The organism is Streptomyces sp. NBC_00259, from assembly GCF_036181745.1.
In the GTDB taxonomy this organism is placed as follows: domain Bacteria; phylum Actinomycetota; class Actinomycetes; order Streptomycetales; family Streptomycetaceae; genus Streptomyces; species Streptomyces pratisoli.
This window is the reverse complement of the sequence record NZ_CP108080.1, coordinates 3,189,078-3,215,035: the sequence shown is the minus strand read 5'-3', so window position 1 is coordinate 3,215,035 and position 25,958 is coordinate 3,189,078. Positions and strand designations below refer to the sequence as shown.

Annotated in this window: 20 protein-coding genes and 1 tRNA gene; 6 read left to right on the top strand and 15 right to left on the bottom strand. The window is 70.1% G+C overall.

All coding sequences use genetic code 11. From position 1 onward, the window contains the following. Positions 1 to 15: 15 nt before the first annotated feature. The 6 genes from pth to OG766_RS14295 form a co-directional block, all read right to left on the bottom strand. A complete protein-coding gene (gene pth / locus OG766_RS14320; RefSeq protein WP_328725482.1) occupies positions 16 to 615 on the bottom strand; it encodes an aminoacyl-tRNA hydrolase in 600 nt (199 codons plus the stop codon). Between the two features lie 79 nt (positions 616 to 694). After that, on the bottom strand, positions 695 to 1,303 hold the full coding sequence (locus OG766_RS14315) for a 50S ribosomal protein L25/general stress protein Ctc (protein ID WP_266378783.1): 609 nt from the start codon (positions 1,301 to 1,303) through the stop codon (positions 695 to 697). A gap of 251 nt (positions 1,304 to 1,554) precedes the next feature. Continuing rightward, positions 1,555 to 2,529, bottom strand: a complete 975-nt coding sequence (locus OG766_RS14310) for a ribose-phosphate diphosphokinase (protein ID WP_266378779.1) — start codon at positions 2,527 to 2,529, stop codon at positions 1,555 to 1,557. 117 nt (positions 2,530 to 2,646) lie between these two features. Next, positions 2,647 to 4,095, bottom strand: coding sequence for a bifunctional UDP-N-acetylglucosamine diphosphorylase/glucosamine-1-phosphate N-acetyltransferase GlmU (gene glmU / locus OG766_RS14305; protein ID WP_266378777.1), 1,449 nt, complete (start codon positions 4,093 to 4,095; stop codon positions 2,647 to 2,649). 108 nt (positions 4,096 to 4,203) lie between these two features. Further along, positions 4,204 to 4,274 (bottom strand) — tRNA-Gln (locus OG766_RS14300). 6 nt (positions 4,275 to 4,280) lie between these two features. Next, on the bottom strand, positions 4,281 to 5,153 hold the full coding sequence (locus OG766_RS14295) for a hypothetical protein (RefSeq protein WP_328725481.1): 873 nt from the start codon (positions 5,151 to 5,153) through the stop codon (positions 4,281 to 4,283). Between the two features lie 155 nt (positions 5,154 to 5,308). On the opposite strand from OG766_RS14295, the gene OG766_RS14290 reads away from it, so the two are divergent. Beyond that, positions 5,309 to 6,631, top strand: a complete 1,323-nt coding sequence (locus tag OG766_RS14290) for a sensor histidine kinase (RefSeq protein WP_328725480.1) — start codon at positions 5,309 to 5,311, stop codon at positions 6,629 to 6,631. 126 nt (positions 6,632 to 6,757) lie between these two features. On the opposite strand, the gene OG766_RS14285 is transcribed toward OG766_RS14290, so the two are convergent. After that, the gene (locus OG766_RS14285; protein ID WP_266378769.1) at positions 6,758 to 7,252 is read right to left on the bottom strand and encodes an SUKH-3 domain-containing protein; all 495 of its coding nucleotides are present in this window, start codon (positions 7,250 to 7,252) and stop codon (positions 6,758 to 6,760) included. Positions 7,253 to 7,262: 10 nt separating this feature from the next. After that, a complete protein-coding gene (locus OG766_RS14280; RefSeq protein WP_328725479.1) occupies positions 7,263 to 7,784 on the bottom strand; it encodes a YwqJ-related putative deaminase in 522 nt (173 codons plus the stop codon). Between the two features lie 228 nt (positions 7,785 to 8,012). On the opposite strand from OG766_RS14280, the gene OG766_RS14275 reads away from it, so the two are divergent. The 3 genes from OG766_RS14275 (at position 8,013) to OG766_RS14265 (ending at position 12,982) form a co-directional block, all read left to right on the top strand. Then, positions 8,013 to 9,020: an SMI1/KNR4 family protein gene (locus OG766_RS14275; RefSeq protein WP_266378763.1), complete on the top strand. Its 1,008-nt coding sequence runs from the start codon at positions 8,013 to 8,015 to the stop codon at positions 9,018 to 9,020. Between the two features lie 8 nt (positions 9,021 to 9,028). Beyond that, positions 9,029 to 11,929: an SUKH-4 family immunity protein gene (locus OG766_RS14270; RefSeq protein ID WP_328725477.1), complete on the top strand. Its 2,901-nt coding sequence runs from the start codon at positions 9,029 to 9,031 to the stop codon at positions 11,927 to 11,929. A 165-nt stretch (positions 11,930 to 12,094) separates the two neighbouring features. Beyond that, complete coding sequence (locus OG766_RS14265; protein WP_328725476.1) at positions 12,095 to 12,982, top strand: hypothetical protein; 888 nt, start codon at positions 12,095 to 12,097, stop codon at positions 12,980 to 12,982. A 189-nt stretch (positions 12,983 to 13,171) separates the two neighbouring features. On the opposite strand, the gene OG766_RS14260 is transcribed toward OG766_RS14265, so the two are convergent. The 7 genes from OG766_RS14260 to OG766_RS14230 form a co-directional block, all read right to left on the bottom strand. Further along, positions 13,172 to 14,782: a sodium/solute symporter gene (locus tag OG766_RS14260; RefSeq protein ID WP_266378754.1), complete on the bottom strand. Its 1,611-nt coding sequence runs from the start codon at positions 14,780 to 14,782 to the stop codon at positions 13,172 to 13,174. Then, entirely contained in the window at positions 14,779 to 15,243 is a 465-nt protein-coding gene (locus OG766_RS14255; RefSeq protein ID WP_328725475.1) for a DUF485 domain-containing protein, read from the bottom strand. Before OG766_RS14255 ends, OG766_RS14260 begins: the two co-directional genes overlap by 4 nt. 160 nt (positions 15,244 to 15,403) lie before the next feature. Then, a complete protein-coding gene (locus OG766_RS14250; protein WP_328725474.1) occupies positions 15,404 to 16,495 on the bottom strand; it encodes a hypothetical protein in 1,092 nt (363 codons plus the stop codon). A gap of 314 nt (positions 16,496 to 16,809) precedes the next feature. Beyond that, positions 16,810 to 17,511, bottom strand: coding sequence for a hypothetical protein (locus tag OG766_RS14245; protein WP_266378746.1), 702 nt, complete (start codon positions 17,509 to 17,511; stop codon positions 16,810 to 16,812). 2 nt (positions 17,512 to 17,513) lie between these two features. Further along, positions 17,514 to 19,814: a hypothetical protein gene (locus tag OG766_RS14240; protein WP_328725473.1), complete on the bottom strand. Its 2,301-nt coding sequence runs from the start codon at positions 19,812 to 19,814 to the stop codon at positions 17,514 to 17,516. Positions 19,815 to 19,866: 52 nt separating this feature from the next. Then, on the bottom strand, positions 19,867 to 20,334 hold the full coding sequence (locus OG766_RS14235; protein WP_266378740.1) for a hypothetical protein: 468 nt from the start codon (positions 20,332 to 20,334) through the stop codon (positions 19,867 to 19,869). Positions 20,335 to 20,456: 122 nt separating this feature from the next. Continuing rightward, positions 20,457 to 22,205, bottom strand: a complete 1,749-nt coding sequence (locus OG766_RS14230) for an MFS transporter (RefSeq protein WP_328725471.1) — start codon at positions 22,203 to 22,205, stop codon at positions 20,457 to 20,459. A 354-nt stretch (positions 22,206 to 22,559) separates the two neighbouring features. Here OG766_RS14230 and OG766_RS14225 point away from each other — a divergent pair, with 354 nt between their 5' ends. Together OG766_RS14225 and OG766_RS14220 are read left to right on the top strand one after the other, a co-directional pair. Further along, entirely contained in the window at positions 22,560 to 23,348 is a 789-nt protein-coding gene (locus OG766_RS14225; protein WP_266378737.1) for an ABC transporter ATP-binding protein, read from the top strand. Continuing rightward, positions 23,345 to 25,918, top strand: a complete 2,574-nt coding sequence (locus tag OG766_RS14220; protein WP_266378735.1) for an ABC transporter permease — start codon at positions 23,345 to 23,347, stop codon at positions 25,916 to 25,918. Before OG766_RS14225 ends, OG766_RS14220 begins: the two co-directional genes overlap by 4 nt. Positions 25,919 to 25,958 lie beyond the last annotated feature (40 nt).

Here is a 25,958-nt window from a genome sequence, read left to right as displayed (position 1 = left end):
GCTATGGGGGGCTTGTCAGGAGTTGTACGCACTCTGCGTCCGCTCCAGACCCTCCGTCACCAGACACTCCACCGAGTCCGCCGCCCGGTCCACGAAGTAGTCCAGCTCCTTGCGCTCCATCGAGGAGAAGTCCTTCAGCACGAAGTCCGCCACCTGCATCCGTCCCGGCGGACGCCCGATACCGAACCGGACCCGGTGATAGTCGGCACCCATCGCCTTCGTCATCGACTTCAGACCGTTGTGCCCGTTGTCGCCGCCGCCCAACTTCAGCCGCAGCGCCCCGTAATCGATGTCCAGCTCGTCATGGATCGCCACGATGCGCGCCGTCGGCACCTTGTAGAAGTCCCGCAGCGCCACCACCGGACCACCCGACAGATTCATGTACGACATCGGCTTCGCCAGGATCACCCGCCGGTTCGCGGGGCCGACCGGACCGATCCGGCCCTCCACCACCTGCGCCTGCGTCTTCGCCGCCCGCTTGAACTTCCCGCCGATGCGCTCCGCGAGCAGATCCGCGACCATGAAGCCCACGTTGTGGCGATTGTCCGCATAGCCCGGCCCCGGATTCCCGAGCCCCACCACCAGCCAGGGCGCGCCGGCGTCCTCCGTCGTCATGAACGTCTCCTCGTGGTCCGAACAGAAAACGGGGTGGCGGGCCGAGCGGCCCGCCACCCCGTCAAGCAGAGCCTACGGCTCAGGCCTCGACAGCCTCGGTGGCCTCGCCCTCGACGGCCTCGCCCTCGGCCTCGGCGGCCGGCTCCTCGGCCTGCGCGGCCAGGACCTGGAGGACGACGGTGTCGTCCTCGACGGCCAGGGTGACGCCCTTCGGCAGCGTGATGTCCTTGGCGAGGACGGAGGCACCGGCCTCCAGGCCCTCGACGGACACGGTGAACGACTCGGGGATGTGGGTGGCCTCGGCCTCGACCGGCAGCGCGTTGAGCACGTGCTCCAGCAGGTTGCCGCCCGGGGCCAGCTCGCCCTCGGCGTGGACCGGGACCTCGACGCTGACCTTCTCGCCGCGCTTCACCAGCAGCAGGTCGACGTGCTCCAGGTGGCCCCTCAGCGGGTCACGCTGGACGGCCTTCGGGATCGCCAGCTCCTTCTTGCCCTCGATCTCCAGCGCGAGCAGGACGTTCGGGGTACGAAGGGCGAGCAGCAGCTCGTGGCCCGGCAGCGTGACGTGGATCGGGTCGACGCCGTGGCCGTACAGAACGCCCGGAACCTTGTTGTCGCGGCGGATGCGGCGGGCGGCACCCTTGCCGAACTCGGTTCGGGTCTCGGTGGCGAGCTTCACCTCGGACATGTGCACTCCTCGTATCTGGTGACGAAAGATGAACGGTCACCCGGCCACGACTGGCCTGCTACGAAGAGCGCGTCGATAACGGACCGCCGTACATATGAGTACGGCCTCCCTCGCCGAGCAACCTGCACAGTCTACTCGGCGGGGAGGCCGCCCCGGAAATCGATCTAGATCCCGGACTTCAGATCCCGGACATCAGCCGGGAGATCCCGGACATCCGCCCGGACATCAGCTCCGGAGAACAGAGCCGCAGATCACTGCTCCTCGAAGAGGCTCGTCACCGAACCGTCCTCGAAGACCTCACGCACCGCACGCGCGATCGTCGGAGCGATCGACAGGACCGTGATCTTGTCCAGCTCCAGATTGTTCGGGTCCGGCAGCGTGTTCGTGAACACGAACTCGCTCACCTTCGAGTTCTTCAGACGGTCCGCGGCGGGACCGGACAGCACACCGTGCGTCGCCGTCACGATGACGTCCTCCGCACCGTGCGCGAAGAGCGCGTCCGCGGCCGCACAGATCGTGCCGCCCGTGTCGATCATGTCGTCGACCAGGATGCAGACCCGGCCCTCGACATTGCCGACGACCTCGTGGACCGTGACCTGGTTCGCCACGTCCTTGTCACGGCGCTTGTGCACGATCGCCAGCGGCGCGTCCAGCCGGTCGCACCAGCGGTCGGCGACACGCACGCGGCCGGCGTCCGGCGAGACCACGGTGAGCTTGGAACGGTCGACCTTCGCGCCCACGTAGTCCGCCAGCAGCGGCAGCGCGAACAGATGGTCCACCGGCCCGTCGAAGAAGCCCTGGATCTGGTCCGTGTGCAGATCGACCGTGAGAATCCGGTCGGCACCCGCCGTCTTCATCAGATCCGCGACCAGACGGGCCGAGATCGGCTCACGGCCACGGTGCTTCTTGTCCTGACGGGCATAGCCGTAGAACGGAACGATCACGGTGATGCTCCGCGCGGAAGCCCGCTTCAGAGCGTCGATCATGATCAACTGCTCCATGATCCACTTGTTGATCGGAGCCGTGTGGCTCTGGATCAGGAAGCAGTCGGCGCCTCGCGCCGACTCCTGGAAGCGGACGTAGATCTCACCGTTGGCGAAATCGAATGCCTTGGTCGGCACCAGGCCGACACCCAGCTGATGTGCGACCTCCTCGGCCAGCTCGGGGTGGGCGCGGCCGGAGAAGAACATCAGCTTCTTCTCGCCGGTCGTCTTGATCCCGGTCACAGCAATGTCTCCTCAGACGTGTCGCTCTGCTGCTGATCCGCCCGTCCCTTGTGCGGCGAGCCAGCCGAATCGTGTGTACGTATCACGGTACGCCGAGATTGACGCACTCGTTTCCGGTCAGCTCCCGTCGTTGAACTGCCTGACAGCCTCCGCAGCAGCCTGCGCGGCCGCACTTCCCGGGCGCTTACGAGCCACCCAGCCCTCGATATTCCGCTGCTGGCCACGGGCGACCGCGAGCGAACCCGGGGGCACGTCCTTGGTGATGACCGAGCCCGCCGCCGTGTAGGCGCCGTCCCCCACTGTGACAGGTGCAACAAACATGTTGTCCGACCCCGTCTTGCAGTGGGACCCGATCGTCGTGTGGTGCTTCGCCTCGCCGTCGTAGTTCACGAAGACGCTCGCCGCACCGATGTTCGTGTACTCACCGATCGTCGCGTCCCCGACGTACGACAGGTGCGGCACCTTCGTGCCCTCGCCGATCGTGGCGTTCTTCATCTCCACGTACGTACCGGCCTTGGCCTTCGTGCCCAGCTTCGTACCCGGACGCAGATACGCGAACGGCCCGACGGACGCCGCCTCGCCGATGACCGCGCCGTCCGCCACGGTGTTGTCGACCCGGGCACCCCGGCCGACCACCGTGTCCCGCAGCCGGGTGTTCGGCCCCACCTCGGCGTCCTCGGCGACATGCGTGGCGCCCAGCAGCTGCGTACCCGGGTGGATCACCGCGTCCCGCTCGAACGTCACCATCACGTCCACGACCACCGACGCCGGGTCGACGACCGTCACACCGGCGGTCATCGCCCGCTCCAGCAGCCGCTCGTTCAGCAGCCGGCGGGCCTCCGCGAGCTGCACCCGGTTGTTGATGCCCAGGATCTCCCGGTGGTCGGCCGTGACGGACGCGCCCACCCGGTGACCCGCCTCGCGGAGGATGCCAAGGACGTCCGTCAGGTACTCCTCGCCCTGGCTGTTGTCCGTGCGCACCTTGCCGAGCGCGTCGGCGAGCAGCTGCCCGTCGAAGGCGAAGACACCCGAGTTGATCTCCCGGATCGCCCGCTCGGCCTCTGTCGCGTCCTTGTGCTCGACGATCGCGGTGACCGCACCGGTCGCGGCGTCCCGCACGATCCGGCCGTAGCCGGTGGAGTCCGGCACCTCGGCCGTCAGCACGGTCACGGCGTTGCCGTCGGCGGCGTGCGTCGCGGTGAGCGCGGTCAGCGTCTCGCCGGAAAGAAGGGGAGTGTCCCCGCAGACGACCACCACGGTGCCCTCGGGCGTCCGCCCGAGCTCCTCGAGCCCCATGCGGACGGCGTGACCCGTGCCGTTCTGCTCGGCCTGGAACGCGGTGCGCGTCCCGGCGTAGTGCGCGGCGAGATGTTCCTTGACCTGCTCACTCGCATGCCCGACGACCACGACGAGCTGCTCGGGCTCCAGCTCACGGGCGGCGGACACGACATGCCCGACGAGCGAGCGCCCGGCGATCTCGTGCAGAACCTTGGGAGTCTTCGACTTCATGCGGGTGCCCTCACCCGCGGCGAGGACGACGACGGCGGCCGGGCGGTTGGCGCTCACGGGAATGCCCTTCGGCTTCGGGTGGTGGACACCCGAAGGATACCGGGGGGTTTCAGGGGTGAAATGAGGGCGGGTCCTGACCGTGGAGATCAGGACCCGCCCTGTGAGCTCCCGGGGGAGGACTCGAACCCCCATATGGAGAACCAAAATCTCCCGTCTTGCCCTTAGACGACCCGGGATTACCGCTATGCCCGATTCCGAAGATCCGGCGCGGACGCAGCCCCTACTATGCCGCACCACCAGCCCTCGATGCGACGGTAGAGTTCGGCGCTCCGGCGGACGTGGATCACCAGGCAGCCGCGGTACGCCTCTCCGGTGTTCTTCCGGACGGTCTTCGGCTTGTGGCGCTTGATCGTCGTCTTGCCGAAGTGGGCGAGGTCCGCCCGGACCAGATCGGCCCAATAGCGCTCGGCGGCGGTGACGTCGGCGGATTCGTGGATCATGACGTGGTACGCGAGCCGGTCCCGCTCCACGCCGAGGAGGTCGAGCCAGGCCAGGAACGTCTGGATCATCCCTGGGTCGCTGTTGACGAACGTCACGCGCTCCCTGCGGGCGTGCGGCTTGTCCTTGGTGCCTTCCGCCCGGTACAGGCCGATGCCAAGGACGAACAGCTCTCGGTCGGTGAGTGTGCCGATCTCCGAGGTCGCGTTGGCCTTCGTCTCCTTACGCTCTCCTTCGCGCAGCCGGAGCCTCACCTCCCAGCCCTTCCGGGCGATCTCGGCGGCTTCTTCCCGGCTGCGTCCGCGCTCCGGCTTCGGCAGGCCCCTCACCCACAGGGAGATCGAGCTCTTCGAGCACCCCAGTTCCATCTGGATCTGGTCGTACGTCATGCCCTGCTGCCGCAGCTCCCTCGCCCGCGCTCGCAGGTCGTCCTTCGCGTTCGGTCGTTTCGTCCACTCCGGTGGGGGCTCGCCCTTCACGAGGCGGTTGAGGAGTTCGTTGTTGTCGATGTGGAGTCGGTCACGGATCTGGCGGAGGCTGAGGCCCTCCCGGCGGAGGGCGGTCGCCTGCTTGCGGAGGTCTTCGAGGTCGGCGTACTTCCTGGTGGAACGTGGCATACGTCAAGGCTCGTCCGGAATGCGGGCGTCCGGGTCGAAGGTGTGCTCGATTCACTGGTTCGAGCGCTCGTCGTGGGTTGCGTTCGTGTTCGATGACGTTTCGTGCTGCTGCAGTCGCCGGAAATTCGGTGGCGGCCTTTCGTAGTCTGGGAGGCATGACCACAACGGGGGCACACCAGGACTCTGCGGGCGACAGCCCGCGGAGCCCGCTGTGGTGGGGGCGGCGGCGCAGTGCGGTGCTGGACGTGGGGCTCGCTCTCGTGTCCGCGGTGGAGTGTGCCGTGGAGGGGGTGCGGTTCGCGCAGACGGCCGCGGTGCCGGTGGCGTTCGGGGTGGTCCTCGGGCTGATCGCCGGGTCGGTGCTGGTGCTGCGGCGCCGGTGGCCGGTCGCCGTGGTGCTGGTCTCGGTCGCGATCACGCCGGCCGAGATGGGCTTCCTGATGGGGATCGTCGGGCTGTACACGCTCGCCGCGTCGGAGGCGCCGCGGCGGGTCATCGCCGCGCTGGCCGGGATGTCGCTGCTCGGGACGTTGATCGTCACGTTCGTCAGGACCCACCAGGACGTTTCCACGACCGACTTCGACCCGGGCCCCTGGTACGTGCCGGTGGTGTCCGTCGTGATGTCGGTCGGCCTGACGGCTCCGCCGCTGCTGCTCGGTCTGTACGTCGGGGCGCGGCGGCGGCTGATGGAGAGCCTGCGGGAGCGGGCGGTGAGTCTGGAGCAGGAGTTGTCGCTGCTGGCGGACCGTGCGGAGCAGCAGGCGCAGTGGGCGCGTACGGAGGAGCGGACCCGGATCGCGCGTGAGATGCACGACGTCGTCGCGCACCGCGTGAGTCTGATGGTGGTGCATGCGGCGGCGTTGCAGGCGGTGGCGTTGAAGGATCCGCAGAAGGCGGTGCGGAACGCGGCTCTGGTGGGGGACATGGGGCGGCAGGCGCTGACGGAGCTGCGGGAGATGCTCGGGGTGCTGCGGGCCGGTGAGGAGGTCGCGGCGCGGGCGGCGGAGCCGGAGCCGGTGCCGTTGGCGGCGGTGGGTGCGGCGGCCGCGGCCGCGGCGGCCGCCGCGGCGGGCGACGGTCCTTCGCTGGCGGATCTGGAGCCGTTGGTGGAGCAGTCCCGGCAGGCCGGGATGGCGGTGGAGCTGACGGTGCACGGTGCGACGCGGATGTACCGGCCGGAGGTCGAGCAGACGGCGTACCGGGTGGTGCAGGAGGCGCTGACGAACGTGCACAAGCACGCGGCGGGCGCGAAGGCGTGGGTCCGGGTCGCTCATCGCGACGCGGAGATCGCGATGCAGGTGGAGAACGGTCCCTCGGAGCGCGGCGTGGCGGATGCGGGGCTGCCGAGCGGGGGGAACGGTCTGGTGGGTATGCGGGAGCGGGTCTCGGCGCTGGGCGGGGTGTTCGTGTCGGGGCCGACGGACGCGGGTGGGTTCCGGGTGTCGGCGGTGCTGCCGATGGAGTTGCCGGCGGTGTGACGCCGTGGAGTTGCCGGCGGTGTGAGGCCGTGGAGCTGCCGTGGAGCTGCCGTGGAGTCGTGGCGGTGTGAGGCCGCGCGCGGTGTGATGGGGTCGTCGGCGGCGTGGTGCCGTGGGGCCGGGGTCTCAGGACGTGGTCAGCCGGGGCGGCTGGTTGCCGGTGACGAGAGCGGTCAGGGCCTGGTCGAGGTCGGGGCCGAGGTACCAGTCGCCGGTGTGGTCGAGGCTGTAGACGCGGCCTTCGGCGTCGATCGCGAGGACCGCCTGGGCGTCGCCTTCCTCGCCCAGGGGCGCGATCTCGGTGTCGAGGGCGCGACCGAGGTCGCCGAGGGTGCGCGCGAGGTGGAGTCCGGCGAGGGGGTCGAAGCGGACGGTCGCGGGTGCCGTCTGGCGGCCGGGGCCGGGCGGGGTGATCAGGAGGGCGCCGAATTCGGCCCAGGCCTCGACGGCGGCGGGGAAGACGGCGTGCCGGTGGCCGCCGGGGGATTCGTGGGCGCGAAGGGTGTCGGCCCAGTGTTCGGCGAGCTTGATGTCCCAGCGGCCCGGCTGCCATCCCGCGTCGCGCAGGGCGGCGTCCACGGAGACGGGGAACCGGGTGGTGCTGAGGGGGTGGTCGGGCATGGGTGCGTGTTCAGCCGTTCTGGTTCTGGGCCGGGTCGACGGTGCGGACGCCGAAGTGGGCGAGCATCGCCGTACAGGAACGGCAGGGTGCGGCGTAGCTGCCGTGGAGCGGGTCGCCGTCCTCGCGGATGCGGCGGGCGGTGAGTTTGGCGTGCTTGAGGGAACGGCGGGCCTCGCCGTGGGTGAGGGGTTTGCGCTGGGCGCGCTTGGAACGGGCGGAGTCGGCGGCGCCGAGGTGGCGTGAGAGCAGGATCGCTTCGGGGCAGCGGCCGGTGAAGCGTTCGCGCTGTCCGCTGGTGAGGGTGTCGAGGAAGTCCTGGACGAGCGGGTGGAGTGTGGGTGGCTGATCGCCCCTGCCGGCGGTGCAGGTGAGGGTTTCGCCGCGTACGCAGAGCGCGGCGGCGACCGTGGGCAGGATGCCGTCGCGGCGGAAGCGGAGTGCGGGCGGGCGCCCTGCGGCCTCCGCACTGCTCCAGCTGAGTCTGGGGTCACCGGTGGTGTCCGATGGTGCCGTCTGCGGTGCCGTGTGCATGGTGCTGTTGTCCCTCCCTGCAATCCCCCGAGTTGCGGGGACAGCCTGCCAAATGGGGCGGCAGGTAAGGAAGCGGGGTGACTGAAACGTGTAGCTGTGTCGTCCCGGCTTCGGCTCAGGGTCACACCGGAGTGACGGTTCGTTACGGAAGTGGAGGGGCGGTGGCCGCTGTTGCCCCACCGCATAGGCTGTGGTGAACGAGCCGGACGCAGCAGGGGGCAAACCGCCATGACGACAGGTCGGATCGGGCTGGGGGCACCTCCCGGCCCTCAGGGCCGGGGGAACGCCGCGCCACCGAACGCGGCCTACGCCGGGCAGGTCGTGCACTTTCCGGACCCGGTGAGGGCCGCTCGGCATCCGCAGGGTGTCCGGATGGACGAAAACGGCTTTCCGGACTTCTCGCCGTATGCGCGTGCCGCCGCGGAGATCGCCGAACCCCCGGAGGGTTTCGGTGTCGACGAACTGCGGCTCACGGACTACGTGTCGGCGAACGCCGCGCTGGCGGCCGACGGCCATGAGCTGTGGGACACGATTCCGGCGGTGGCGACGCCGCACGGCTGGACGTGGCACCACGTCGCGGGCGGCCGCCGGCTGGAGCTCGTGCCGGTCGAGGTGAAGGCGCTGCTGCGGCACCACGGTGGTGTGGCGACGGCCGCGGTCGACCACGGCAAGCGGGGTACGCGTCCGCTGCAGGAGACCCGGCCCGCGCACTTCGGGCTGCCCAAGGGCGCGGTGTCGGTGACCGAGCAGCAACTCCTCGGCGTGGAGGAGGACTTGGGATACCGCCTGCCGGGCGCGTACCGCTCCTTCCTGAAGGCGGCGGGCGGTTGTGCGCCGGTGGGCGCGGCGCTGGACGCGGAGCTGGGGCTGCTGATCGACCAGCCGTTCTTCACGGTGCGTGAGGAGGCCGCGGTCAATGACCTCGTGTACGTCAACAAGTGCCTGCGGGACCATCTGACCAAGGACTACCTGGGCGTCGGTTTCGTCCAGGGCGGGCTGCTGGCGGTGAAGGTCCGCGGCGGCGGCGTCGGATCGGTGTGGTTCTGTGCGTACGACGACGCCCGCGACCAGGACGGCTGGACGGTCACCGACCGCGTGGAGCGGTTGCTGCTGCCGTGCGGCGACGACTTCGACGCGTTCCTGTCCCGGCTGGCGGGCAATCCGCCGGAGCTGGAGACCGTGGCGAACCTGATGGTGGACGGCGGCTTCGCGCGCGCCGTCCCGGTGGGGGAGTGAGCTTCTCGATGGTGACGTTCGCGCAGGCGCAGGAGCGCGCGGAAGAGTGGATCAACGGCGACGTGCCCGCGTACCAGCACCGTGAGGTGCGGGTGCGGGAGTTCGACCTGGGCTTCGTGGTGTGGGCCGAGGACCGCGCGGAGGGCCCGACGTCGGACGGCGGCCGGCAGCGGATGGTCATCGCCCGGGACAGCGGGGAGGCCACGCTGTGGCCGGGGCTGCCGGTGGGCGAGGTGATCCGTCGTTACGAGGAGGAGTACGGCACTCCGGACGTGGCGGCGGCCGCGGCCGCGCCGCCGCCGGAGCGGATCGATCTGAACCAGACGTCGTTCCTGCTGAGTCCGCCGGAGTGGCTGCAGGACGCGGCGGACAGGCTGGGCATCCCGGACCAGCGGGGTACGCGCGGCGGCCAGGGGTCGCCTGCGGGCGCGGCGCAGGATTCCGGCGCGGGGCAGGGCGCTACGGGTGCTACGGGTGCTGTGCAGGGTTCCGGCGCGGGACAGCCCGCCGCGGGTGCCGGCTGGTCGCACGGCGGCACCGGCGGCCGTGGCTCGCATGTCGGCGGCGACGCGTGGCCGGGCTCGGCTGCGGCCGCCGCGGCCGCTGCGGGAAGCGCGGAAGGCGCGGGAGGTGTCCCGCAGGCGCCGGGCGTGGCTGACGCGAGGCCGGTGTCCGGCGACGCGTCTGCCCAGGCCGGTTCGGGCGCGCCCGGAACCGGCGCAGGTGCTGCTGCCGGTGGGTCTTCGGCGCAGGTTCCGGCCGGCGGCACCAGCGGCGGCGGTTCGCACATCGGCGGCAGTGCGTGGCCGGGCACGAGCGCGGATTCCGGTGCCATATCGCCCTCCGCACCCGCATCGCCCTCCGCACCCGCACCTGCACCTGCGCCCGTGCCCGTGCCGGCACCGGCAACGGGTCAGTCCGGGCCGGGCGTTCCCGCCGACGGGTGGCCCGCCGCCGGGGGCGTGGACTACGAGCCCACCGCTTCCGACGGCGTCCCGGCCGCGCCTGCGGACGCCACGCCGTGGGCCGGGACCGACACGAATGCCGCGTCGGACGACGGTGCCGTGCCGCTGCCGGCGACGGTGTTCGCGCCGCCGCTCGCGGGGGCGGACGACGACGACACCCCGCCGCCCTCGGTCGGCGCCGACGCGCCGACCGCGCTGATGTCGGGCGGAAGCGGCCTGCCGCGTACGGCGGTCGCGCCCGCGGTCGACCCGCAGGGCCACGGCTCAGGTGCGGCGCCTCAGCAGCCTGCCGCGCGTCCGTCGGCCGGTGACATCGCGGACGCCGCGACCAGCAAGGCCAGCCTGCCGCCTCGCGGTTCGCGCGGCGGTGGCCCGACGACCCCGCCGCCGCCCGGTGAGCCCGGCGTTCCCGGTGCCAGGCCCGGCGCTCCGGCGGGTGGGTACGTACCGACGCAGATGGTCTCCCAGCTCGGCCCCGAGGGACCGCAGCCTCCCGCCGCGCCCGCAGCGCCGGGTACGCCGGGTACGCCGGGTACGCCGCCGGGCGGGGTGCATCACGCGGCGACGATGCTCGCGAACCCGAGCCAGGGTGGTCCCGGCACTCCGCAGCCGCCGGGTCCGCCCGGGGCGCCCGGCACGCCGCCGGGTGGCGTCCATCACGCCGCGACGATGCTGGCCAACCCGAACGCGAACCCGAACGTGATCCCGGGCCAGGGTGGTCCGGGTGTGCCGCAGCCTCCGGGTCCGCCCGGCGCGCCCGGCACTCCGCAGCCCCCCGGCCCGCCCGGGGCGCCCGGGGCGCCGCCGGGCGGGGTGCATCACGCGGCGACGATGCTCGCGGGCCCGAACCAGGGCGGCCCCGGTGCGCCCCAGCCGCCGCAGCCCCCTGGCCCGCCGCCCGGCCCGGTGCCCGGCCCACCGCCCGGCCCGGCGCCCGCGTACGGCTATCCGCAGCAGCCTCCGGCGGGTCTGCCGACCGTCGGCCCCGGCTACCAGGCCGTGTTGCGCTACCGCGCGCCCGACGGCTCCGAGCAGCAGCTCATCCGCCGCTCGGCGCCCGGCACCCCGCATCCGGAGTGGCAGATCTTCCATGAGCTGCGCGGGATGAACGTCCCCAACGACCAGGTGCTGGAGCTCCACACCGAGCTGGAGTCCTGTGAACTGCCCGGCGGCTACTGCGCCCGGATGATCCGGGAGACCTGGCCGCAGGCGCGGATCACGAGCATCGCCCCGTACGGCAAGGACCACGCCAGCCGGCAGGGCGGTATGCAGCAACTGCTCACCCACCAGGGCGAGTTGCATCAGGTGGCGGACGGTCCGGCGCGCCCCGCGCCGGTGCGCGCACCGCTGCCGCAGGTGCAGCCCGCACCGCCGGTCCCGCCGGAGGGGATCGCGCAGGAGCTGGTGGGGGCGTTCGGGCCGCAGGGCATCTGCCGGTTCGACCAGCGGGCCGTGTCCCGCCAGGGCGTGCCGGAGGTCGTCGCGCTCACCCTGGTCTGGGCGGGGCTGCCGGCCGACTTCGGTCCGTTCTTCTGGGCGCAGCCCGCCCAGCCGGTGGTGCCGACACTGGCCGAACTCGCGGCGCAGCGACAGGTGCAGCCGGCCTCGGACGCAGGCTCGTACCTCGTCGTCGGCAGCGACTTCGGCCGTGCGATCTGTGTCCAGTACGGCACGGCCCAGATCGTGGCGGTGCCGGTGGAAGGCGGTCCGGGCGGTCAGCCGATGGCACCGCAGTTCGTGAACAGCGGCCTGCCGGAGTTCACCCGCTCGCTGGCGCTGCTCGGCCGGATGTGGCGGCTGCGCTTCGGGCTCAACCCGGAGCAGGCCGGTCGCTGGACGGTCGACTTCCAGGCGCAGCTCGCCGCACTGGACCCGGCGGCGCTGTCGTCGCCGGAGAGCTGGTGGTCGGTGCTGCTGGAGCAGATGTGGGACGGGCTGCTCTGACCCGTACCTGCTGACGGCGCGCGTACGCGCGCACGGACGAACAGGGCGCCCGATCCGGGAACGGATCGGGCGCCCTCGTTTATGTGGCGGAGTGTCGCGTTATGACTGCTTCGCCGCGATCGAGCACGATGTCCCCGCGTCGACCGCTCCGAAAGGAGTCCAGGGATGAATGCGGGATCGGCTCATGGAAGGTTCCTGTCCGTACGCGGACGGGGCTACCGGCTGGATCAGGTCGACCGGTACGTCGCCGGGCTGGCCCGGGACCGCGACGAGGCGTGGGAGCGGGCGGCACGGCTGACGCTGCTGGTCAAGAAGCTGGCGGCCGAGGCGGACGGACTGCGGCAGTTCGCCGAGGCGCTGGGCAGGCAGACGTACGCACCGCTCGGTCCCCGAGCCCAGGAGGTGCTCACCCTCGCGGAGAACGAGGCCGCGGCCGTGCGCGGTATGGCGCGGGAGGAGGCGCAGACACTGTGCGAGGCGGCGGAGGCGGGAGCCCGCCGGACGAGGGAACTGGCGGGCGAGCAGGCGGCGGAGGTGCGCGAGGAGGCGGACGCCCGCGCCCGGCGTGCGCTCCGGTCCGCGCGTACCACCGCGGAGGAACTGGTCGAGGCTGCCCGGGTCGAGGCCGCGGCGGAGCGCGGTGAGGCGCTGGCCGTCATGGAGGCGTCCGGGCGCCGGGCGGCCGGGATGCTGAAGGAGCTGGACCGGGAACGGGTGGCCCGCCGGTACGAGACCGAACGGGAACTGGCGGCGCGGCAGGCCGCGTCGGCGGAGCGCTACGCCGAACTGACCGCCGACGCCCAGGCCCGGCTCGCCGAGGCCGTGTGCGCCTTCGCGGAGGCGGAGGAGACGGCTCGCCACGGCCAGGAGGACGCGGAGGTGCTGGCGGCCCGGTTGATCGAGGACGCCAGGGTGCAGGCGGCCCGTATCGCCCGGGAGACGGATCGGGTACTGCGCGACCACGTGCGCCGTGCGGAGGAGATCCACGCCCACCTCGACCACATCCGCACGGGCCTCGCGGCGCTGACGGACCGCCCGCCGACGCGGGACTGACGTCGGCGTACGGTCCTTTGGCGCACGGCGACCCGCACCCGTGCCGCCGGGCGACGACCGCCGACGCGGTAACGCGGTTGAGCGAGCGGACCGGTGAACGTCCGCCCCCCCCCGGCACACCACTGCCCCAGGGATGGTGGCCATCCCTGGGGCAGTTTGGGGCAGCTTGGGGCAGCGGATCGTCGTACGTCAGCCCGAGTTCCGCCCCGAGGCCGCGCCCGCCAGGATCGTCGGCTCGACCGACTCGTAGCGCTCGCGCTGTGCCGAGGCCTCGCGGGGGGAACGGATGGTGCCTAGCCAGCCGGCCAGGAATCCCAAGGGGACCGAGAGCAGGCCGGTCGTGGTGTAGGGGAACCAGTTGAAGTCCTGTTCGGGGAACATGGACTGCGGGGTGCCGGACACGAGGTTGGTGCCGGTCATCAGCACGAGCGCGCTGCCGGCGCCCACGATGAGGGTCAGGAGCAGGCCCGTGCGGGTGTAGCGGCGCCAGAACATGCTGTAGACGAGCGCGGGGGCGACCGCGGAGGCGCCGATGGAGAAGGACAGCGTGACCAGCGCCTGGAGATTCCAGTGCTGGGCGAAGGCCGCGAGGGTGATCGCGACGAGGCCGACGCCGACCGCGGCGCCTCGCGCGATGGCCATCTCGGCGGTGTGCGGCAGGGCGACTCTGCGTACCCCGTGCGCGACGAGGTCGTGCGCCAGGGTGTTGGCGCAGGCGAGGGTGATTCCGGCGACCGAGGCGAGCAGCGTGAGGAAGATCGCCGTGGCGACGGTGGTGAACACGAGCGACTCGAAGGTGTTCGCGTCCGCACCCAGGACGGCCTGACTGACCAGCAGGAACGCGGTCTTGCCCTGCGGGTCGGCGAAGACGAGCCCCTTGTGCCCGACGATCGCGGCCGCTCCGAAGCCGATGACGACGAGGAGCAGGCACGTCACGACGACGGTCGACACGGCCCAGGACATCGAGCGCCGCACGGCGGTGGCGCTGCGGGCGGTGAACATGCGCATCGTGATGTGCGGCAGCACCGCCGCACCGAGCACGATGGTCAGCTGTGCGCTGATCATGTCGATCTGGTCGCCGCCGAACTGGAGCCCGGAGGTGAGGTAGGCGTCGCCCGCCCCGCTGCCCTTCTTGGCCGCGTCCAGCAGGTCGGGCACGCTGAAGTCGAAGCGGTTCAGGACGAGTACGGCGATGGCGGTGGCCGCGCCCAGCAGGACGACGGTCTTGACGATCTGGATGAAGGCGGTGCCCTTCATGCCGCCGATCGCGGCGTACGCGATCATCAGCACGCCGAGGAAGATGATCGCCCCGGTCTTGAATCCGTCCGCGTCGAATCCGAGGACGAAGGCGAGCAGATCGCCGGCGCCCGCGAGCTGGAACACCATCAGCGGCAGCAGAGCGGCCAGGGTGACCGCGCACGCGGTGATGCGTACGGCGGGTCCCGGGGTGCGGCGGGTCAGGATGTCGCCCATCGTGAACCGGCCCGCGTTCCGCAGTGGTTCGGCGAGCAGGAACATCATCAGGACCAGGGAGACGACGGTGCTCAGCGCGAGGGTCAGCCCGTCGTAGCCGACGAGCGCGATGACGCCGATGGTGGCGAGCACGGTCGACGCGGAGATGTAGTCGCCGGCGATGGCGAGACCGCTCTGCATGGGGGAGAGCGAGCGGTAGCCGGTGTAGAACTCGCCCAGGTCGTCGCGGTCGGGCCCGGTCATCACGCACAGCAGGAGCGTGACCGTGATGACGGCGATGAACGCGACGAACGACATGGTCTGGGCGTCGGAGTTGAACCCGCTCATGCGCGCATGCCTCCCGACGGCCAGTCCCAGCTGGAGGCTCCGTGGTGGCTCTGCCGGCCGTGACGGGGCGCGGGCGCCTCGGCGGCCTGCTCGGCGGCGGCCCGGATCGCGGCCGCGAGCGGGTCGACGCGCTCGCGGGCGATGCGCTCGTACGCCGCGATGGCGGCCAGGGTCACCGGCAGCGTGATGAGGCCCAGGAGCACACCCGTGGTGAGGCCGCCGCTGATCTCGCCGGCCATGAGGTCGGGCGCGTAGCCGGAGAGCAGGAGGAAGAGGACGAAGTAGCCGAGCGCGGTGTACGTCGCGACACGACGCAGCCTGCGATAGCCCGAGCGAAGCCGGTGCAGGTCACCGGCCGAGCGGGAGGGCGCGGGAGGTGGGGGCGGGGGTGGCGGCGCGTCCCAGTCCCAGGGCTGCCTCGCTGGGGCGGGGGGTTCGGGGAAGTACGGGTCGTACGACATGGTGCAGCTCCTTGCGGCGGCAGGAGCGGCGAACGTTACCCGCCGGTAGAGGGATGACGTAAGGGGGTTACCGACCAGGAGGTATGTCGTTTCGGCAACGGTCGGGTCACGCGAAGGAGCGCCCTCGGCGGCGGGGCCCACGAGCCCCGCCGTGCGGCCTCTACTTCACGGACGCGGGGGGTTCGGTCGGGACGGCGGGCTTGTTCTCGCAGCCGAACGTGTTCGCCACGACCTTGGCGGAGTGCAGCAGGTGGGTGTAGTGGATCCTGGCGCTGGTCTCGCCGGTGAGCGTGTCGAGCATTTGTCCCTCGAGCGGTATCTCATTCGCCTGTTCCGCGGGCGTGCCGGGGATCTTGCATTTGACCTGCAGGGTGTAGGAGATCTTCCCTCCGGGGTCCGTCATGTCTACGAGCTTGACGTCGGAGTTCACCGGAGTCTCGGCGATCTTGAACCCGCCGTTGGAAGCGCGATTGACGTTGTGGTCGAATGCGGTGGCGGCGGGCCCGTACAGGATTTCGAGCTCCTTTCCTCGCTTCGTGAAGTCCTTCTTCGACTCGCAGACCTCGGCTTTCTGGAACCAGTTGGCCAAGGGGTCCTTGGGGCCCGGTTCCTTTGCCTTCCGGTAGAAGTTCTCAATCTGCTGGTGGAAAAGCGAACGCGCGGTTTTCAGGTCGCTCTCGACCTTCAGGCCTGCTTTGTCCCCGGTGCGTTCCTTGAGCCACTTCAGTCCGGCGTCGCCCAGGAGCTGCTTGCAGGTGGAGTCGTCGGGGGTGGCCTCTGCGGCCGCGTCCTTGCCCTTGTCTGACGTGCAGGCGCCGACGCCCAGGAGAACGAAGGTCAGAGCGGCCAGCGTGGCAAGCCTTCTCATGGTCACCAGCCTAGGTTGGGGGGAGTTACTGGTGTCGGTGATGTGTCCGCCGTCGATGTACGCTTCCTCAGCTTCGTGGACCCATCGGTCAAATCCCTTGTCTGGCACCCCGTGCGTCTCTTCGTAGTTGATGAGAGGGGCTATCGCGTTTGCTGATCCGTCTGCCTTGGCCTGATCGATGCCCGCGACCGCGTCGTCGCGGTTGTCGTCCTCGTTGTCCTTGATCAAGGCTGTCGCCTCACCGACACCGGCGCCGACAGCGGCCCCGGCGGCGAACTTGCGCCACTCACCCTGCTTTTCGATCTCCAGGTTCCGCTGCTCCATGTCGCCGTGGAACTCCTTGCCGATGGCCTCGACGCGCGCCTCGTCCAGAGGCCCGTGCATCCTGACGCTCGCTCTTCAGGCCTGCGCTCATCGCGTCGTCGTGGGTGCCGTCGTGCGCGGCTATTGACTCGTGCCATACACCTGCTGGGCGAGGGCGCGCAGGAAGCTCGCAGAGGTCGGCTCTTCGAAGTCGCGGAAGCGGTTCGCCTCACAGCCGTAGAACTGCTCCCCGTCGGCTACCTCTCCCGTGCCTCCTCAGTCGGCCGTCGAGTAGTGGTCGACGAGCCGGTCGATGAGGAGGGTGCGCAGGTCTCGCACGGTCTTGTCCTCTTCGGTCTTCGGCGGCGGGGCCCACAGGCCCCGCCGCGCCGGCTCTAGTTCACGGAGGCGGGGGGTTCGGCAGGGACGGCAGGCTTGTTCTCGCAGCCGAAGCTGTCGGCGACCACCTTGGCGGAGTGCAACAGATGAGTGAGGTGAACGCGGGTACTGGTCTCGCCGGTGAGCGAGTCGGTCAGACGCCCCTCGATGGGGATCTCGTTCTCCTGCTCGGCAGGAGTACCGGGGATCTTGCACTTGACGTACACGCGGTAGCGGACGATTCCGTCACTGTCCTTGCCGTGGACCAGTTTGACGGCGGGATTCACCGGCGTCTCGGTCTGCGCCGGGCTGACGCCAGTGGCTTCGTCGAAAGACGTATCGAAGGGGAAGTAGGAGGGGCCGTAACGGATTTCGAGCTGCTTCTCGGTATCCGCGGCGTCCGTCGTGGCCAGACAGGGACGGGCCCTTAGGAACGTGGGCACCCCCGTCTCTTCCGGTGTCCAGTCCTTCACCTGCCGGTGGAAGAGCGAGCGGGCTCTTTCCAGATCGTCGACGACCTCCAGGCGCGCCTTGCCTCCCGTACGGTCCTCCAGCCACTTGAGCCCGGGCTCGCCCAGGAGTTGCTTGCAGGTGGAGTCGTTGTCGGCGGCAGTGGTGGGGGTGGCCCCACCCTCGGTCTCCTTGTCCTTGCCGGTGGTGCAGGCAGCGGCACCCAGCAGCAGGACGATCACGGTGGCACATGCGAGCGGCCTGTTCACGGTCACCACCCCCGGGCGGCTTCGGTGCCACCGAGCCGTCCGCCGTCGTAGTACTTGCCCTCCGCGCGCTCCACCAGATCGCGCACCTGGCTTGCGGTCATCCCGGTTTCCTCTGCGTAGTTCAGGAGAGGGGTCATGGCATTTCTGCTTCCGTCGTACTTGACTTTGTCGATGCCTGCGACCGAGTCGTCGAAGTTCTCGAACTCGTGGTCCTTGAGCCACTGGAGTGTGTCGACGGAGATCTGGGTGTTGATCGCGCCGCCGACCGTCTCGAGGGCGATGGGGACGGCGATCAGCGCTGCTCCACCGGTGGGGACGACCAAGGCTGTCGCCACGCCGACTCCGACACCGACGGCAGCCTCGCCGGCGAACTTGCGCCACTCACCCTGCTTCTCCAGCTCCAGATTCCTCTGGTCCTTGTCCTCAGCGAACTCCTTGCCGATGGCCTCGGCCCGGGCCTGGTCCAACAGGCCGTGCATCCTGGCGCTGCTCACACCGGCGTCTAGCGCGTCCTGCTGGTTGTCGCCGTGTGCGGCCATCGAGCTGGCCCCGTACACCTGCTGGGCGACGGAGACCGTCTCGTAGGACTCCTCGTCGGAGGCAAGAGAGCGCAGGAAGTTCTTGCTGCCCGACTCGCCGAAATCGCGGAGACGATTGCCGTCGGCACCGAAGAAGCCGCCCCTGTCCGTCGCCTCCCCACTGCCTCCCCAGTCGGCCATCGAGTAGTTGAGGCTGTCGATGTGGCCGGCCGCCATGTTCGCCAGGCTGTCGCGGATGCCCTCCTGCTTGTCGATCTTGTCGGCTGTCGAGTAGTGGTCGACGACCCGGTCCATGAGCAGGGTGCGCATGTCCCGCGCTTCTTGCGAGGCCTTGGCTTCTGCGTCGTTGCCGCTCTTGATCTGCGGGACGGACGGGTCCGGGTCGTCGTACGCGTACCCGAGCGTCGCCGACTCCAGCGCGTGTCCGAGGTTCTCGTACCCCGTCGTCTTGCCGTCGTCATCGGTGGGCCACTTACGGGCTCCTTCACCGTCCTTGTCGACCAGGTACTCCCAGTTCGACATTACCTTGTCGCCCTTGCCGGTCGTTTCGTCAAAGAACTTCAGCGCCGCTTCCGGGTTGTGGCCGAGTGCCTCCATCAGGTTGGCCACGGGGTCGCTGTCCGGCTTGGTTCCGCCGGGCGGGTAAGAGAGTTGGGCCGGGTTGAAGCGGTTCTCCCAGACCTGGTCCGGTCCGCCGAGTACGGAATCGTCGAACTTGCGCTCGAACTCGATCACTGACTTGCCGTACTTGCTGAGGAACTCGGTGTCCCACTTGCCCTCGGTCATCAACGGGCCGAGCACCTGGAAGCCGTACGGCGCGCTGGGCATGCCGTTCGGGTGCTTGATCTGGTCGTCGCCCAGCGCGATCATCCGGTCCTTCCACTCCTGCATGGCGGGAGTGTCGACGCGGGTGGCGTTGGCGAGGGTGATGCCCAGGTTGTCCTGCACCTTGGCGAGGAGCTTCGCGCGGTCGCTGTCCGGGTCCGGGGTGTTTCCCCTGCCAGGGTCGGCGAGGCTGCGCCAGAACGTGAGGGTGCCCTCCGGGCCCAGCTTGGTCGCGAAACGCTCCGCGAAGGCGGGGTTGTCGCGGTGGTACCCGGCGACCTGGTTGAAGCGCTTCAACTCGGCATCGGTCAGGGCGTCGCCCTTCGAGGCGAGGCGCATCATCGCGTCCGCGTCCTCGATGCCCTGCTGCCGGTCGGCGTCGTTCAGGTCCTTGAAGCCCTTTTCGTCGAAGTCGTACTTGCTCTCGGCGTGCTTACGCAGCGCACGCGCGGCGATCCGGTCGGTCTCGTTGGCCGCCGCCATGATCCGGTCGATGTCGCGCTGTGCCGAGTCGAGCTCTTCCTGGGTCGGTGGCGGCGGCGCGCCCTCCACTTCCCGGGGCGGTCCGGCGTACTGCGCGTTTCCATTGGAGTTGATGTAGATGTTCTTCTTGGCCCAGGTGCTGACCGCGGTACCGAGGTCTTCCTTGTGCTTCTTCAGGTTCGTGTGGGCATCCTGGAGGATGCTGTGAATGCTGCGAGCCTCGGTGGCCATGTCGTCGAACTGACGTGCCGTTGTCGTGGTGAACTTCTTGGTGACGGTGGCACTGTCACCCTTCCAGTCGGCCGCGTTGGCCTTCTTCTCGAGGTCGGCGGCGTTTACCCCGCCGTCCCCTCCGTCGGCCAGGATGACCAGCTTGCTGAGCATCTGCTGCCAATGCGTAACGGCGGTGTTCAGCTTGCTGAGATTGAGATCGTGCAATTCCTGGTAGGTCACCATGAGTTCGTTCCCCGTTGCCTTGGTACGGCTACAATCCGCGTCTGCTGTCGAGTCACTTGATCTGGTCGTAAATACGTGACTGGGTCATCGGCGTGCCGTCCAATGCGTTCATGCCGAGCACGAGCTTCTGCTCCGTTTTCCTGTGCGTGGAGCGTGAATAGTCGAGGCCGTTCGAGATGTGTCCGCAGGCCTCCTTGAGCGTGGCCAGCTTGGTGTTCCACGCGTCATGCACTTGGAGGAGGCCCGCTCCCATGTCGAGACCGCTGTTGAAGAGGTCGTTGGAGGCCTCGAAGGTGGCCACGCGGGCGTGATCGCCGTAGTTCGACAACTGCTCCCTCAGCGCGCGTGCCATGTCGCCCAGCTTGCCCAGCACGTCGTCGTGGACGACCAGATCCCCGCTTCCGCCACCCGTGCCGCTCGGTCCGCTGCCCTCCGCCGGAAGCTGGTTCAGCCTCATCTGCGTCGATTCGGACCTACTTGCGGCCGCGGCCTTGGCCTGCTCCCACTCGTCCCATGCCATGGACTTCCCCCGTTGTCGTCTGAGCTGTCTCGCCGTTCCACCGTAATCGGCGGCGACGTGGGCATGATCGATTGCGCCTGGTGAGTGATCAAAACTTCACGAAGGCCTCACGTCACCGGAGTTCAGCCCGTGGCGTCCTCGCGTGCGGGCTCCGGGATCACCGGGAACCTGCGCGGTGCGAGGAACACCAGCACCAGCAGTGCCAGGCCCGCCGCTGCCGCCGATCCGACGAAGACGTGGTCGACCGCCGACGCCACCGCCCGGCGCAGGCCGTCCGACGGGGTGCCGTCCGCCAGGGTGTGGGAGATCGAGTCCAGGTCGCCCGAGCCGCCGAGCCGGGCGGCGAGGACCGCGTTCGCGAGTGCTCCGAAGAGCGCCGCGCCGACGCTCTGGCCGACCTGGCGGCAGAAGAGCACCGACGCGGTCGTCGTGCCGCGCTCGGCCCAGGGCACGGTCGACTGGACGCCGATGATCAGCGGCAGTTGGAAGAACCCGAGGGCCGCCCCGAGCAGCAGCATCAGCAGCGCCGGCTGCCAGGGCTCGCCCGGATACGGCAGCAGCGGGAAGGCCAGCAGGATCAGCAGGGCCGCGCCGATGCCTGTGATCGATGTGTTGCGGAAGCCGATGCGGTTGTAGAGGCGGTTGGAGTACGCCGCGCTGACCGGCCAGCTGAGCGTCATCACGGACAGCACGAACCCGGCGGCGATCGGGCCGAGTCCGAGGACCGACTGGGCGTACGTGGGCAGGAAGACCGTGGGGGCGATCATCAGCAGTCCGAGTGCGCCCAGGGCGAGGTTCACCGAGGCGATCGTGCGGCGCCGCCACACCCAGCCGGGGATGATCGGTTCCGCCGCCCGGCGCTCGATGAGTACGGTCATCGCCGCGGCGGCCGCGCTTCCCGCGAAGAGCCCGAGCGAGGGCGTGGAGAGCCAGGGCCAGGCCACCCCGCCCTGGACGAGCGCGGTGAGCAGCAGCGCCCCGGTGAGGAAGATCGCGAGGGCTCCCGGCCAGTCGACCCTCGGGCGCGGTCCCCGCTCCCGTACCGGCTCCACGAGATGACGGCCGATCAGCCACAGCGCGACGACGCCGACCGGCAGGTTGATCAGGAAGATCCAGCGCCAGTCGGCGTACGCGGCGATCAGGCCGCCCACCGCCGGTCCCGCGACCGCCGACACCGCCCACACCGTGGACAGCTTCGACACGATCCTGGGCCGCTCCTTCAGCGGGTACAGATCGGCGGCGATCGTCTGGATCGTGCCCTGGAGCGCCCCGCCGCCCAGACCTTGAACGACGCGGAAGGCGATGAGCGACGCCATGTTCCAGGCGGCCGCGCACAGCAGCGAACCGGCCAGGAAGAGCACGATGCCGACGATCAGGACGGGCTTGCGGCCGAAGGTGTCGGAGAGCTTTCCGTAGACGGGGAGCGTGACGGTGACGGCGAGCAGATAGCCGGAGAAGAGCCAGGAGAAGACGGAGAAGCCGCCCAGATCGCCGACGATCTGGGGAACCGCGGTCGAGACGATCGTGCCGTCGAGCGCGGCCAGCGCCATGCCGAGCATCAGCGCGGCGACCACCGGCCCCCGGCGGCGGGTCGTCCCGGCGGGCGCCCTGTTCGTACGGTCCGAACCGCCGTTGCCGGTACCCCGTGCACGGGGCCCGTCCGTGCCCGCGCCGGCCCGGGTGCTCGCGCTCGTCGGGGTGCCCGCGCCCGCGCTCGTCGGGGTGCTCGCGCGGCCGGCGTCCCGGCCCGCGCGGTTCGTGCCGGCGCCGCCGCCGGGCTCGATCTCCGCGCCCGCGCCCGTGGCGGTCTCGTTCGCGCCCGTCCGGTCCTTGCCCGCGCCGCCCGCGCCGCCCGACCCGCCCGCGCTCATCGAGGTCCCTTCCCTATGCACGTATCTCCGCGGGACACAGCCTCTCACCTTCGGCTCCGGGCGAGGCGGGTTTGCGCGTTCAGGGGCAGGAATCCGCCGGGGGCCGGGGACCCCTAGGGGGACCTCCTTACGTCCGGCCAGGGACCGTTCGTCCCCCTGGAGGACGAGAGGGTCACGAGCCCGTCCTTAACGTGTACTTACGACGGCGCCCGGACGGCCGGGCCGCCGAGGGGTGGGGAAAACCCCCGCCCAGGACTGCGCCGTGCACCAGCGCGGCGGGACCGCTTCTCCCCGCAGACTCGTACCGCACGCGGCGCGGTCGACGCCGCGATTCACCGACATAGGAGACTTACCGTGACAACGGCTGTGACCATCCCCAGGCACGGGGGCACTGGAGGGCGTACGGCCGTCGCCGCGCGAGCGCGACAGGTCGTGAAGGCGTACGGGTCCGGCGAGACGCGGGTCGTCGCGCTCGACCACGTCGATGTGGACATCATGCGGGGCCAGTTCACCGCGATCATGGGCCCGTCGGGCTCCGGCAAGTCCACGCTGATGCACTGCCTCGCCGGACTCGACACCGTCACCTCGGGCGAGATCCACCTCGACGACACCGAGATCACCCGGCTCAAGGACAAGAAGCTCACCCGGCTGCGCCGGGACCGGATCGGCTTCATCTTCCAGGCGTTCAACCTGCTGCCGACCCTCAACGCCATCGAGAACATCACGCTGCCGATGGACATCGCGGGCCGCAAGCCGGACGCCGCATGGCTCAACCGGGTCGTGGAGACCGTCGGCCTCGCGGACCGGCTGAGGCACCGGCCCACCCAGCTCTCCGGCGGGCAGCAGCAGCGTGTCGCCGTGGCCCGCGCCCTCGCCGCCCGCCCCGAGATCATCTTCGGGGACGAGCCGACCGGAAACCTCGACTCCCGGGCCGGCGCCGAGGTGCTGGGCTTCCTGCGCAGGTCCGTCGACGAACTCGGCCAGACCATCGTCATGGTCACCCACGACCCCGTGGCCGCCTCCTACGCCGACCGTGTGCTCTACCTCGCCGACGGCCGGATCGTCGACGAGATGTTCAACCCCACCGCCGACCAGGTCCTGGACCGCATGAAGGACTTCGACGCCCGGGGACGGACGTCGTGACCGTACTCAAGACCTCGCTGCGCAACTTCTTCGCGCACAAGGGACGCATGGCGCTGTCCGCCATCGCCGTCCTGCTGTCGGTGGCGTTCGTGTCCGGCACGCTCGTGTTCACCGACACGATGAACACCACCTTCGACAAGCTGTTCGCGGCGACCTCGGCCGATGTCACCGTCAGCCCCAAGGGCGCCGAGGGCGACGACGAGACGCCGCAGAACGGCCGGCCCGAGACGCTGCCCGCCTCCCTCCTGTCGAAGGTGGAGAAGGCACAGGGCGTGAAGTCCGCCGAGGGCGGGGTCGTCTCCATGAGCGTGACCGTCGTCGACGCCGGCAACGAGAACATGGGTTCCAGCAACGGCGCCCCGACGATCGCCGGCAGCTGGACACAAGGCGATCTGCGCACCATGGAGATCACCTCCGGGCACGCCCCGCGCGGCCCCACCGATGTGATGGTCGACGCGGACACCGCCGAGAAGCACAAGCTCGAGATCGGTGACGAGCTGCGCACCATCGCCGTCACCGGCGACTTCACGGCGAAGATCTCCGGCATCGCCTCCTTCAAGGTCACCAACCCGGGCGCGGCCGTCGTCTACTTCGACACGGCCACCGCCCAGCGTGAACTCCTGGGCAGGACCGGAGAGTTCACCCACATCGCCGTGACCGCCGCCCCCGGCGTCAGTGACGAGCAGCTGAAGAGGAACGTGGCCGCGGTCGCCGAGGGCCCGTACAAGCTCCAGACGCAGGCGGAAGCGGCGGACGCGGGCCGCGAGGACGTCGGCGGCTTCCTCGACGTCATGAAGTACGCGATGCTCGGCTTCGCCGGGATCGCCGTCCTCGTCGGCATCTTCCTCATCGTCAACACCTTCTCGATGCTGGTCGCCCAGCGCACCCGCGAGATCGGTCTGATGCGGGCCATCGGATCGAGCCGCAAGCAGGTCAACCGCTCGGTGCTGATCGAGGCGCTGCTGCTCGGCACCATCGGGTCCATCGCCGGTGTCGCCGCCGGAGTCGGCCTCGCGATCGGGCTGATGGAGCTCATGTCGTCGATGGGCATGAACCTCTCCACCCAGGACCTGACCGTGAAGTGGACGACCCCGGCCGTCGGCCTCGTCCTCGGTGTCGTCGTCACCGTCCTCGCCGCGTACATCCCGGCCCGGCGGGCCGGCAAGGTCTCCCCGATGGCCGCGCTGCGGGACGCCGGCACCCCGGCGGACGGCAAGGCGGGTCTGGTACGCGGCATCCTCGGCGTGGTCCTCACCGGCGCCGGAGGCGCGGGGCTGTGGCTCGCGACGCGGGCGGACCAGGCGACCGAGGGCTCGATGTGGCTCGGCGTCGGTGTCGTCCTCAGCCTCATCGGCTTCATCGTCATCGGCCCGCTGCTGGCGGGCGGCGTGGTCCGGGTCATCGGCGCGGTCGTCCTGCGGGTCTTCGGCCCGGTCGGACGGATGGCCGAACGCAACGCGCTGCGCAATCCGCGCCGCACCGGCGCCACCGGGGCCGCGCTGATGATCGGCCTCGCGCTCGTCGCCTGTCTGTCCGTCGTCGGCTCGTCCATGGTCGCCTCGGCGACGGAGGAGCTCGACAAGTCAGTCGGCGCGGACTTCATCGTCCAGACCACCAACGGCCCGATCATGCCGCAGGCCCAGAAGGCCCTGGAGAAGACGCCCGGCATCGCCCACGTCACCGAGTACAAGGGCGTCAAGGCGAAGATCACCGCGCCGGACGGCACGTCCTCGCAGGACAACTGGCTCGTCGCCGCGGACCCGACGTACGCGCAGGACCTGCGGCGCGAGACGGTCGCCGGAGACCTGAAGGCGGCGTACGGCAAGGACGCCATGTCCGTCGGCGACGACTACGCCCGCAGGCACGGCGTCGAGGTCGGCGACACGATGACCGTCGCGTTCACGAACGGTGACACCGCGAAGCTCAGGGTCGCGGCGATCACCTCGGACGACACGAACGTCGACAAGGGCGCGATGTACATGGCCATCACCACGGCCGAGCGGTACTTCACGCCCGAGCGGATGCCCAAGAACATCATGATGTTCGCCGAGGCGAAGGAGGGCCAGGAGAAGGAGGCCTACGCGGCCCTCAAGGACGCCCTGGCGGCGTACCCGCAGTACCGGGTGCTGGACCAGACCGACTTCAAGCAGGATCTGAAGGACCAGGTCGGCCAGTTGCTGAACATCGTCTACGGGCTGCTCGCGCTCGCCATCATCGTCGCGGTCCTCGGAGTCGTGAACACCCTGGCGCTGTCGGTGGTCGAACGGACCCGGGAGATCGGCCTCATGCGCGCCATCGGCCTCTCCCGCCGCCAGCTGCGCCGCATGATCCGCCTGGAATCGGTGGTCATCGCCCTCTTCGGCGCCCTGCTCGGCCTCGGCCTGGGCATGGGCTGGGGCACCGCGGCCCAGAAGCTGCTGGCCCTGGAGGGCCTCGGCGTCCTGGAGATCCCGTGGCCGACGATCCTGTACGTCTTCGTCGGGTCGGCGTTCGTGGGACTGTTCGCGGCGCTGGTCCCGGCCTTCCGGGCGGGCCGGATGAACGTACTGAACGCCATCGCCACGGAGTAGCCGGAGTGGACGGGGTGGTTCCGTAGGATGGGGCTCCGGC

Excerpts from the sequence above, each read along its gene's own strand:
- OG766_RS14260 (WP_266378754.1), bottom strand. The coding sequence starts at position 14,782 with ATGAGCGGGTTCAACTCCGACGCCCAGACCATGTCGTTCGTCGCGTTC.
- OG766_RS14230 (WP_328725471.1), bottom strand. The coding sequence starts at position 22,205 with ATGAGCGCGGGCGGGTCGGGCGGCGCGGGCGGCGCGGGCAAGGACCGG.
- OG766_RS14240 (WP_328725473.1), bottom strand. The coding sequence starts at position 19,814 with ATGGTGACCTACCAGGAATTGCACGATCTCAATCTCAGCAAGCTGAAC.
- OG766_RS14270 (WP_328725477.1), top strand. The coding sequence starts at position 9,029 with ATGGTGACGTTCGCGCAGGCGCAGGAGCGCGCGGAAGAGTGGATCAAC.
- OG766_RS14280 (WP_328725479.1), bottom strand. The coding sequence starts at position 7,784 with ATGCACACGGCACCGCAGACGGCACCATCGGACACCACCGGTGACCCC.
- OG766_RS14290 (WP_328725480.1), top strand. The coding sequence starts at position 5,309 with ATGACCACAACGGGGGCACACCAGGACTCTGCGGGCGACAGCCCGCGG.
- pth (WP_328725482.1), bottom strand. The coding sequence starts at position 615 with ATGACGACGGAGGACGCCGGCGCGCCCTGGCTGGTGGTGGGGCTCGGG.
- OG766_RS14315 (WP_266378783.1), bottom strand. The coding sequence starts at position 1,303 with ATGTCCGAGGTGAAGCTCGCCACCGAGACCCGAACCGAGTTCGGCAAG.
- OG766_RS14295 (WP_328725481.1), bottom strand. The coding sequence starts at position 5,153 with ATGCCACGTTCCACCAGGAAGTACGCCGACCTCGAAGACCTCCGCAAG.
- OG766_RS14250 (WP_328725474.1), bottom strand. The coding sequence starts at position 16,495 with ATGCACGGGCCTCTGGACGAGGCGCGCGTCGAGGCCATCGGCAAGGAG.
- OG766_RS14265 (WP_328725476.1), top strand. The coding sequence starts at position 12,095 with ATGAATGCGGGATCGGCTCATGGAAGGTTCCTGTCCGTACGCGGACGG.
- OG766_RS14235 (WP_266378740.1), bottom strand. The coding sequence starts at position 20,334 with ATGGCATGGGACGAGTGGGAGCAGGCCAAGGCCGCGGCCGCAAGTAGG.
- OG766_RS14255 (WP_328725475.1), bottom strand. The coding sequence starts at position 15,243 with ATGTCGTACGACCCGTACTTCCCCGAACCCCCCGCCCCAGCGAGGCAG.
- OG766_RS14285 (WP_266378769.1), bottom strand. The coding sequence starts at position 7,252 with ATGCCCGACCACCCCCTCAGCACCACCCGGTTCCCCGTCTCCGTGGAC.
- OG766_RS14275 (WP_266378763.1), top strand. The coding sequence starts at position 8,013 with ATGACGACAGGTCGGATCGGGCTGGGGGCACCTCCCGGCCCTCAGGGC.